8 protein-coding genes are annotated in these 9,640 nt (G+C 43.6%); 4 read left to right on the top strand and 4 right to left on the bottom strand.

What is annotated here, in order from left to right; all coding sequences use genetic code 11:
• Positions 1 to 236: 236 nt before the first annotated feature.
• The gene (locus ABYB02_RS11325; RefSeq protein ID WP_372762563.1) at positions 237 to 527 is read left to right on the top strand and encodes a prephenate dehydrogenase; all 291 of its coding nucleotides are present in this window, start codon (positions 237 to 239) and stop codon (positions 525 to 527) included.
• Positions 528 to 583: 56 nt separating this feature from the next.
• Here ABYB02_RS11325 and ABYB02_RS11320 read toward each other — a convergent pair whose 3' ends face one another.
• Complete coding sequence (locus tag ABYB02_RS11320; RefSeq protein ID WP_372762562.1) at positions 584 to 1,075, bottom strand: DUF3016 domain-containing protein; 492 nt, start codon at positions 1,073 to 1,075, stop codon at positions 584 to 586.
• A gap of 279 nt (positions 1,076 to 1,354) precedes the next feature.
• Here ABYB02_RS11320 and galE point away from each other — a divergent pair, with 279 nt between their 5' ends.
• Entirely contained in the window at positions 1,355 to 2,371 is a 1,017-nt protein-coding gene (galE, locus tag ABYB02_RS11315; protein ID WP_372762561.1) for a UDP-glucose 4-epimerase GalE, read from the top strand.
• 257 nt (positions 2,372 to 2,628) lie between these two features.
• Here galE and zapE read toward each other — a convergent pair whose 3' ends face one another.
• Positions 2,629 to 3,738, bottom strand: a complete 1,110-nt coding sequence (gene zapE, locus ABYB02_RS11310) for a cell division protein ZapE (protein WP_372762560.1) — start codon at positions 3,736 to 3,738, stop codon at positions 2,629 to 2,631.
• A 60-nt stretch (positions 3,739 to 3,798) separates the two neighbouring features.
• On the opposite strand from zapE, the gene rsuA reads away from it, so the two are divergent.
• A complete protein-coding gene (gene rsuA, locus ABYB02_RS11305; protein WP_372762559.1) occupies positions 3,799 to 4,497 on the top strand; it encodes a 16S rRNA pseudouridine(516) synthase RsuA in 699 nt (232 codons plus the stop codon).
• A gap of 106 nt (positions 4,498 to 4,603) precedes the next feature.
• Here rsuA and ABYB02_RS11300 read toward each other — a convergent pair whose 3' ends face one another.
• A complete protein-coding gene (locus tag ABYB02_RS11300) occupies positions 4,604 to 5,377 on the bottom strand; it encodes a YggN family protein (protein ID WP_372762558.1) in 774 nt (257 codons plus the stop codon).
• Positions 5,378 to 5,826: 449 nt separating this feature from the next.
• The gene (locus ABYB02_RS11295) at positions 5,827 to 8,256 is read right to left on the bottom strand and encodes a zinc-dependent metalloprotease (RefSeq protein ID WP_372762557.1); all 2,430 of its coding nucleotides are present in this window, start codon (positions 8,254 to 8,256) and stop codon (positions 5,827 to 5,829) included.
• Between the two features lie 155 nt (positions 8,257 to 8,411).
• Between ABYB02_RS11295 and ABYB02_RS11290 the strand changes: the two genes are divergently transcribed.
• Positions 8,412 to 9,380, top strand: coding sequence for a class 1 fructose-bisphosphatase (locus tag ABYB02_RS11290; RefSeq protein WP_372762556.1), 969 nt, complete (start codon positions 8,412 to 8,414; stop codon positions 9,378 to 9,380).
• Positions 9,381 to 9,640: the final 260 nt, after the last annotated feature.

Here is a 9,640-nt window from a genome sequence, read left to right as displayed (position 1 = left end):
GCCGCACCGTCTGCAAGCTGCTGCTTTTTAGCCAAAGCAGCCGATAAAACCTCACCACCTTGGTTTGCGTTTGGCATGGTTGGTAAATTTCCAGCTGATATATTCATAACACTAATCACCTTAAATGTTGTTTATTGTGTCATTGTAACGTCAAAGCGCAGTAGCGCTAAAAACCTGACTTTTAATTGCAATACACGTATTATGTCGGCCATGCAGTACAAAGCTTTAGGAAAACCATGGATTCAATAATTGAACAACTCAATGCAAACTTAAAAATTGTTTACCGTCAGGCGCTCGATGCCGATAAAAAACTCGACGAATTACAACAGCAAGGTCACGGTAAGTTTAAGTCTTTATTTGCAGCCGACGCGGGCTTTAATTTCGAAGCAAAGCGCTTTAAGCCCTATGTGCTTGATGTTGCGGCCGACGTTGAAAGTTTATCAACCAATGGACTAGATGAAGAAAAGCTTAAAGCGGCAGTCATTAAGCTACAAAGCTTATTAACACTACTGGCTACTTTTAAGTAGCCAGTAGTGTTTACTAATCTATAAGCAGGGCTTTACACTACGCTTGCTGCTAAAACTTAGTTAATTTTTGGCAAAATCTCTTCACCAAACCATTCGGTTAATAAGCGTTTTTCGTAATAAAACGATTCATCGCGCCCCATTTTTATTTTATCCATAAAGCTCATATCTTTTAGCTTTATGTCGTTTCCTTTGCCAATTTCCTTGCCTGTCTCATTCATAAGTGAATAATTTAGCGTTAATTGTGGAAAATGGATTGGCTTCACTACTCTAATTTCGTTGGCACCGCGATAGCTTACGTCGCCTGCTAAATCGACATCGGTAATCTCTAAGTTAAGCTTGTAGCCTTTTGGTAACTGCTCTGCCAGCTTAATGGCATGTTTTTCAATACTGCTAGCAATCTGTTTATGATACGACCCTTTTGCTTGGTTGGTAGCCCGTACATCACGATAATCATTAAAGTCATGCCATTTAACCATGGCCTCTCCTGCGTGTACAAATGCAGGCAAACCAATACACATTAACATTGCTATTTTCTTTACTGAATTCATAACATTCTCCAACAGGTAGCCAATTAAACCAAGGTTTATTGGGGTAGGCATACTTAAGTACCTACACAGTAAGTTCATCTTAACAGTCGTTTATTAACTATAACTTAATCTTATTCTATTAGTGTTACTTAATATGCACAAAATGTAATCAAATATAGCGTGTGTTTACTATTTTGCCGAATGACGAATAAAAACAACAAAAAATCAGATAAAGCATGTAAAGCCTGCCAATTTATGGTGAAATTAAACTAATTGATAAAAGGGATCCACGGAGCATTCATGACTATTTTAGTTACCGGTGGCGCAGGCTATATTGGCTCGCACACTGTTTTAGAACTTTTACAACAAGGCAGCGATGTTGTTGTTATTGATAATTTATCAAACTCATCACCCGAGTCACTCGCGCGCGTTAAACAAATTACTGGTAAAGAGGCTACTTTTTACCAAGGCGATATTCTCGACAAAGCATTTTTAGACTCCGTTTTTGCCAAACATGCGATTGATAGCGTAATCCACTTTGCCGGCTTAAAAGCAGTGGGCGAGTCAGTAGCCAAGCCCGTAGAGTATTATCAAAATAATGTACAAGGTACGTTAACCCTGGTTGATGCAATGCGTGATGCTGGCGTATTTAAACTGGTATTTAGCTCATCGGCCACGGTTTATGGCGATCCGGCAAGCTTACCCATTAAAGAAGATTTTCCCGTGGGCGGCACGACTAACCCGTACGGCACCTCTAAATTAATGGTGGAGATGATGCTGCAAGATATTGCTAAATCGGATGCGCGTTTTGCGTTTGCTATTTTGCGTTACTTTAACCCGGTAGGCGCACATGAATCGGGCTTGATTGGTGAAGATCCTAACGGCATTCCTAACAACTTGTTACCGTTTATAGCGCAAGTTGCAGTGGGTAAATTAAAGCAGTTAGCGGTATTTGGTGACGATTACGACACCCTAGATGGCACCGGTGTGCGCGACTACATTCACGTAGTTGATTTAGCACTGGGGCACTTAAAAGCACTCGATAAAATAGCTAATAATAATGGCGCGCTAGTCTATAACCTTGGCACAGGCAATGGTTACTCGGTACTGCAAATGGTGAATGCCTTTATTAAAGCCAGTAAGCAAGACGTGCCTTATACAGTATCACCACGTCGTCCTGGCGATATTGCCGCGTGTTATGCCGCGCCCGAAAAAGCCCGTAATGAGCTGGGTTGGCAAGCCGAGCGTGGCCTAGATGTAATGATGCAAGACACCTGGCGTTGGCAGTCAAATAATCCTAATGGCTATAAGGCATAAAGACAGCTTAGAGCAATCAGCGATCAGTAAGAGATAAAAATAAGGTTTTAGGTGTCAGGTATTTAGGAAGGAAACAACCAAGCTCGGCACTTAAATTCCCGGTAGGCGAGTAGCTTGCTGCCGCGCTTGTTAAAGCCGGCAGCTAAGGTTTGAAAACTAGCACCTAGAACCTAAAACCTCGTGCCTAGCGGCTGTAACGGCTTGCCTAACTCTTTTGATAATGCCTACTTTCTGACTTCTGATCGCTATCCTCTGTTTTACCAGTTTTGCATTTCGACCAGCCGTGATTGCGTTCTGGCGTACTCAAAGCGTAGTTTTTTACCTTGGTAAAGTGCGACAATGTCTGTTTCTGCATTTATAACTAACAGCTTGTGGCAGTCATAAAACTCATCTACCAACGCAATGAAGCGCCGCGCTTCATCATCTAAATAGTGCTCGTTTAAGGTTTGTTTTTCTCGCTGATAACTGTCTTCTATGCCGTGTACAATTACTTTGCCGGTGGCACCTACCCCCATGGCGGGTACATTGGCGACATACACCACCTCAAATTGCTGCGCCAACAACATATAATCATTTGCGCTGCGTGGGCCCGAACACAGCGCCATAAAATCAATCATCAGCGCATGCTGAGCTTGGTATAAATAAGGCAAGATGCGGCCATGTACGAGCAGCTCGCCATGTTTTTTCGCTGTTGGATATTGCGCTAAAAACTTACGCTTAAACTCGGCTGCTGGGGTGTTGATAAAATAATGACGGTTATTTTTACCATATCTAAAACGATGATCTTGCTCCCCTGCCACATTAACGATATGACAATACTGGTTAATTAAATCGATAGTGGGTAAAAATCGCGCGCGCTGCAAGCCATTATAATAAAGCTGCTCTGGTTTCGCATTTGAGGTACTCACCAGCACGACTCCGTGCTTGAAAAGCGCATCGAACAAGCGCGCCATAATCATGGCATCACCAATATCACTGACAAAAAACTCATCAAAGCACAGCACTTTGATGGTTTTGGCCCAGCTTTTAGCAATCATCTGCAGCGGATTTTTATGCCCTTGTAGTGCTCCCAGTTGCTGATGCACTTGGGCAATAAAGTGATGAAAATGCAAACGCTGCTTTTTATGGGTGGCTAAATTTTTATAAAATAAATCCATCAGCATTGATTTGCCACGCCCTACCGGCCCATACAAATAAATGCCTTTTATTTGCGGCTTTTTTTGCCACCAGCAGTAACGTGTTTGTAACTGCTCACTTAAGGTATTAAGAGCGAGTACCGCGTTATGCTGAGCAGCATCAAAGCTCAATTCTCCACTGGCTACTTTAGCGTGATAGAGGGGTAATATTTGTCTGCTTGACACTGTCATGGTGTTTCACTATCCGTTATAATCGCGCCCCATTGTAGCCGACTAAAAATGTGAACCCCAATGAAATTCCCTTGCCGCTTAGATAAATTTATTAGCCACTTAGCAGAGTTACCGCGCTCAAAAGCACGCGCCAGTATTAAGCGTCAAGAGGTGAGTGTTAATGGCGAGTTTATTACTGCACACGACTTTCAGATTACGCAACAAGACGAAGTGCTTTTTCAAGGCGAGCAATTAGTATTTTTGGGTAAACGCTACTTTATGCTTAATAAGCCTGTGGGCTATGTTAGTGCGAATGTCGATGAACTGCATAAAACTGTTTTTGATTTAATTGACGAGCCTAATATGGGCGACTTTCACATCGCGGGACGCCTCGATATCGACACCACCGGATTAGTCATTATTACTAATGACGGCGAATGGTCACATAAAATAACCTCGCCAAAAAACAATAAATTTAAAACCTATTTAGTGGAAACCCAAGAGCCGATTACCGATGAATCACTCGACATGCTTCGCTCTGGAGTGCAATTACATAACGAAAAAGACTTAACCCGCCCAGCCAAAGCCGAACGTCTGGCGAACTACGGCTTACGCCTATCAATTTGTGAGGGTAAATATCATCAAGTTAAACGCATGCTCGCCGCTGTAGACAACAAAGTAGTAGAGCTACATCGCGAGCAAATCGGTAATATTACGCTGGATGAAAACCTAGCCCCAGGCGAATACCGTCCACTTACCGCCGCAGAGATAAAACTGTAAGGCTATTTAGGTGTTGTTATTGCGGGCTTCGCAGATCATTAAAACAGATTAGGGGCTAGGTACGAGGCTCGAGGTTTTATCTCTTCCTGACACCTAAAACCTGCCCTTAAGATTTTATCTGCACTAAGTCAAAGTTCACCATACCGGGAACAATGGCTTGTAGCTTCGACTCGGTGATATCTAACGCATTTAAGCACTCGCAATACTCTGACGCTTTGAGTTCGAGTTGACGGGCTTTCAGTTGTAACGACTTATCTATTTCTTTTGAAATAATATCCATACGCTGGCTCATGTCATTCATGCGATCTTCAATATTGCCTTCACGTGATTTAAATGCATCCCCAAGCGACATTAAAATCGCGCCCAATGAACCATGAACTGCAGAGTGGATTTTTTTACTAATGTCTTTAGTAAAAAAGTCATCAATTTTAGAAAGGGATTGAGGGGCTATAAAGAAAAAGTCGTCGCCGCGTTTAAATTTATCCATTAATGCGCGTTCTACGTACTGTAATTGCGTTTTAAGCACTTCAGACTGTTTATCTGTCATACCTTCAACTACATGTTCAATCGCGCTTAGCCCAAGGTTTACACCGTCAGTGGCTAAATTAACCAGCTCGGGCACCGTTTGACGAATACCTAAACTAAATTGTTGCAATACTTTACTTTCGTCGGTACTTAAATCAACCCAGTAGCCACGTATAAACAGCTGATTATTATTATTTATTTGTACGCGGGTTTGGCCTTTATCGACAATACGAATAACATCATCAGTAATTATTAAGCCATGACGAAGCTCTACATCGCACTGCTTTTGTGCCAATGCCGTAGTGCTGAAAAGTGCTACTGCTAACGCTAATATCGAGCGAGATAACAACGCCATAAACACCTCAATGCAGCTAAAATAAAGGCCTGTAGATTAACAAAAAAACAACTTTATGCAAGCAAAAGTAACAGGCCAGTAAAAAGCTAGATTAGTAAAGCAACAAACTGTTAGGTACGTGCGTTTAACGACAAGAATGGGGGTTATCTGTAAGCTTATTTTGTAACGCAGAAAGCGCGGTGGCAAACCACTCAGCTTCTGGCTTTGTAAGAGAAGCCAATGAGGGGAAATGAGAAGTAACTTAATGACATTTAAGTTACTTCTCTAAAGCGCAACGTCTCTTAACCTCTTTGTGAATAATTTACTTATAACCATTCGCACTACGTGCGCGGCAGCAAGCTACTCGCCTACGAATAAATAAACTTCGCACTTGGCTGTTCTCTACCTGACACCTGATACCTGATACCTGACACCTGATACCTAGCGCCTAAAACCTGATAGCTGCCCTTTTATATTGGCGAACCCGGTGGCATTGGCAGTGCTTTAAAGCCTTTAGGCCAATTACCCGTGCTCAGGAAATGCGCCACTTGGTCGGCTAAATATTGCTTAAATGCACTTTCGCCTACAGTAGCACTACTCAGCAGGGAGTTTTGGCTAAAGTCCTCTTGTAGCTTGGTTAAATAAAAACGCAATTGCGCTTGTACTTCAGGGCTTACGCTATCGCTGGTGACTAACTCAGCCATGGTTTTAGCACTTAAAAACTGCACCCGTTGAGTCAATTTACCCGCCATGGTATTCGCTACTGCAGCACTAAATACTTGTTGGTAAAACTGCTTTAGTAAGTCATCTAAACGATAAAACTTTTCGCTGCGAGCTTGCTGCTGCGCTAATCGGTTTAAGCGTTGTGGATTAAACAATAACGACAAACTGTGCTGTATCGCCACTTCTGGCAACGCCATCGCGTCAAGGGTTAAACCGGTGCGACCCACAATGCTTTCGCGCGTTTTATATTCGCCATACGCTTTAGGTGGAATAAGCGCAAGTATCGACTCTGGTAAGGCCAAATTGCTGGCTTTAAAGGTCGTTAAAATAGCATTCACTGCTTGTTGCTGCTGCGCTTTGGCAACCACTTGAGCCCCGGTTACTGGCTGCTCACCGCGCACTTCGTATTGATAGTTAACGCCGGCAATAAGTTTAACGGCGGCTTCCACTTGGTAACGATGAAACAAATACAGCGGTACAAGCTTTTCTTCTAACTGCGATAATGCCTCGCCGGTTTTAATATTATGAATACCAAACTGTTGTAGCGCCTGCGCACGCACATCAAGCACTCTTAATAATTCTTCGCTTGGGTTAGCACCGTTATCCCACAGGTGCGCTGTAGGGTGTGCGCCGCCTTGAGCTCGCGCGTCGTTATCTGAAATAAACTCCAGCCCTTTGGCGTTATTTTGTTGCAAAATGGCTGCCAGTGCGGCGCTTTCGTCTTGGTTGGTAAAGTCGCTATAGCCGTATTTAATGACTTGGGTATCCCACACGCCCATGCCTTTACTGTAACCACGCGATACATCAAGCTTACCTTGCTCATTAAAGCTTAGTAACGGGTGTGGGTAATCCATCACCGAGGCTCTATCGCCCACCGAAGCAGCAAAGTTATGCGAAATACCTAACGTATGCCCTACTTCATGCGCACTTAATTGACGAATGCGATCCAGTGCCATGGCTTGCAGTGTTTTGGCCACTTCATTGCCTTGTAAATACGGCGCAGCAAGTGCTTCAGCAATCAGTATATCTTGGCGTACACGAAGCGAACCTAGCGTGACATGGCCTTTAATAATTTCACCCGTGCGGGGGTCAATCACCGAACTACCGTACGACCACCCGCGCGTAGCACGGTGAACCCATTGAATAACGTTATAGCGAATATCCATTGGATCGGCATTGCTAGGCAGCACCTTAACCACAAAGGCATTTTTATGCCCTGCTGCAGCAAAGGCATCATCCCACCACTTGGCGCCGTCTAATAGCGCACTTTTCACCGGCTCTGGTACACCTGGATCTAGGTAGTAAACAATTGGTTCAACCGGCTCACTAATAGGCAAGTTAGGGTTTTTCTTCGCTAAACGATGGCGCGGAATATAGCGCACCAACATCGACTCGCTCAGTGGCGCAGCATAGTCTTTGTGTTCAATGCTCCAATAGCCCGACTGCGGGTGAAATTTACGCGGGGTGTAGTTGTCGTCTGGCAACTTAATAAGTGAATGGTGCATATGCACCGTTAAGGCGTATGGATCAGCACTAACCTGGCGAACAAACTCACCCGGTTGGCTGCCGGCAAATGTCAGTACCGCTTCAAGCTCGGTATTTTCTAAAAATGCTTTTGAGCGACTAATATTGACCGCACTGCGCGATTCATCAAGGCTAAAATTACCTTGCTCGCGAGCGGCCAAGGTGCGACTTACGCCGTGTACGTCGCTGAGTAAATAGGGCGTATAGTCTATGAGCAACGCACGTTTATTTTGCGCCACCACCTTAAAGCCCGCTAAAATGCTTGACGCAAACGCTTCTTTAACACTTTGCTGTTCGGCTTTATTACTGGTGTTAGCCCGATAGTAAGTATTTACCGCACGTAGCATCACCTTGTCGCCAAAGCGCTCAAACTGCACTAAATGGGTATTGCCTAGTTGGCCACGATCGAGCCCGATGTCGTTCGAACCTACCCCATATGGCAAGCTTTGCTGCAATAAAAATTGCTGCTCTAACTTATCAACTTTTAAATACACTTTGCCATATTGGGTGTCGTAGTAGAATGAAAAGTACCCCGGAAAATGATTCATTTGCCCAGTAAATTCATCAATAGACTTAATTGCTGCGTGCGCTTGAGTTATCATAGTCAACAGCACAGTAAAGAACATGTAACCTAGTAGTTTTATTTTTTGCATAATCTTATCTTTGTTATTGGCGTTTTAAGTACAGTTAGGTAGTCCCATTATAGGGGGCAATTTAAACAATACAGTTATTTAAGACGAATTTCAGCGCTCTAAACTAATCTCTCTCACATTATGATTAGTTTAAAACTCGTTATCAGGAAAATAGAATGCGTAGACTCCCACCCGTATTACTTGAAGATGGCTGTTCAAGAGAACTTTTATCGTTAATTCGCACCATTTTAGCGGCATGTAAAGAAATTTCATTTCGTGTCGGCCAAGGCGAATTATCCGGCGTATTAGGTTCAACCCTTGATGAAAATATTCAAGGCGAAACGCAAAAAGAACTCGATGTGCTGTCTAATCAGCTGTTAAAAGACATATTACTGGAGTCGGGCACAGTAAAAGCGATTGCTTCTGAAGAAGAAGACTTTACTGTGGCGGGTGATCCTAATGCTAAATTTATTGTTGCTTTTGACCCCCTCGATGGCTCGTCAAACATCGATATTAATTCATTAGTGGGCACTATTTTCTCAATAATGGAAGCGCCTGAAGGCTCAGATGCCGCTGACGAAACTATTTTTATGCAACCAGGGCATAAACAAGTTGCTGCCGGTTATGTACTGTATGGCCCATCAACCATGCTGGCGCTCACCACAGGTAACGGCACGCGTTTATATACCTTAGATAAAACACAAGGCAGCTTCTTATTAACGCAAGAATTGGTAAGCATTCCTGAAGATACCAGTGAATTTGCTATTAACGCCTCAAACCAACGTTTTTGGCAACCTGCAATGCAAAACTACATTAACGACCTGATTGCGGGCGACACTGGCCCCCGCGCTAGAAACTTCAATATGCGTTGGATTGCCGCTATGGTAGGCGACGTACACCGCGTATTAAGCCGTGGCGGTATTTTTACCTATCCAACCGATACCAAAGATCCGAAAAAGCCCAATAAACTGCGCTTACTTTACGAAGCAAACCCAATGGCCATGCTAGTAGAACAAGCTGGCGGTATCGCTTCAACCGGTACCGAGCGCATTTTAGACATACAGCCGGATGCCATTCACCAGCGTGTGGCGGTTATTTTAGGCTCTAAAAACGAAGTAGAAACCTGCTTGGAATATCATAAGTAAGGTTTAAGAACAGGCTTTATGTTTCTGGGTTTAGGTTTAAGAATAGGTTTCAGGTAGAGGTTAGCCCAGCGCGGTGGTTACTAACACCTGAAAACTGTTGCCCAAAACCTTTAATATTTTCTGACGGCTGCACGCTACTGTTGTAACAGCTTTGACAACTGGGCGAGTTTTTCGTAATTAAGCTCGCCCATTTGCTCACTATTACTCAGTGCATAAATAACGCCTTCACACTCGCTGCACTCTATATCGCTGCGCGACTC

This window comes from Pseudoalteromonas sp. (assembly GCF_041613455.1).
GTDB lineage: Bacteria > Pseudomonadota > Gammaproteobacteria > Enterobacterales > Alteromonadaceae > Pseudoalteromonas.
This window is presented reverse-complemented; position numbering and strand designations above follow the sequence as displayed.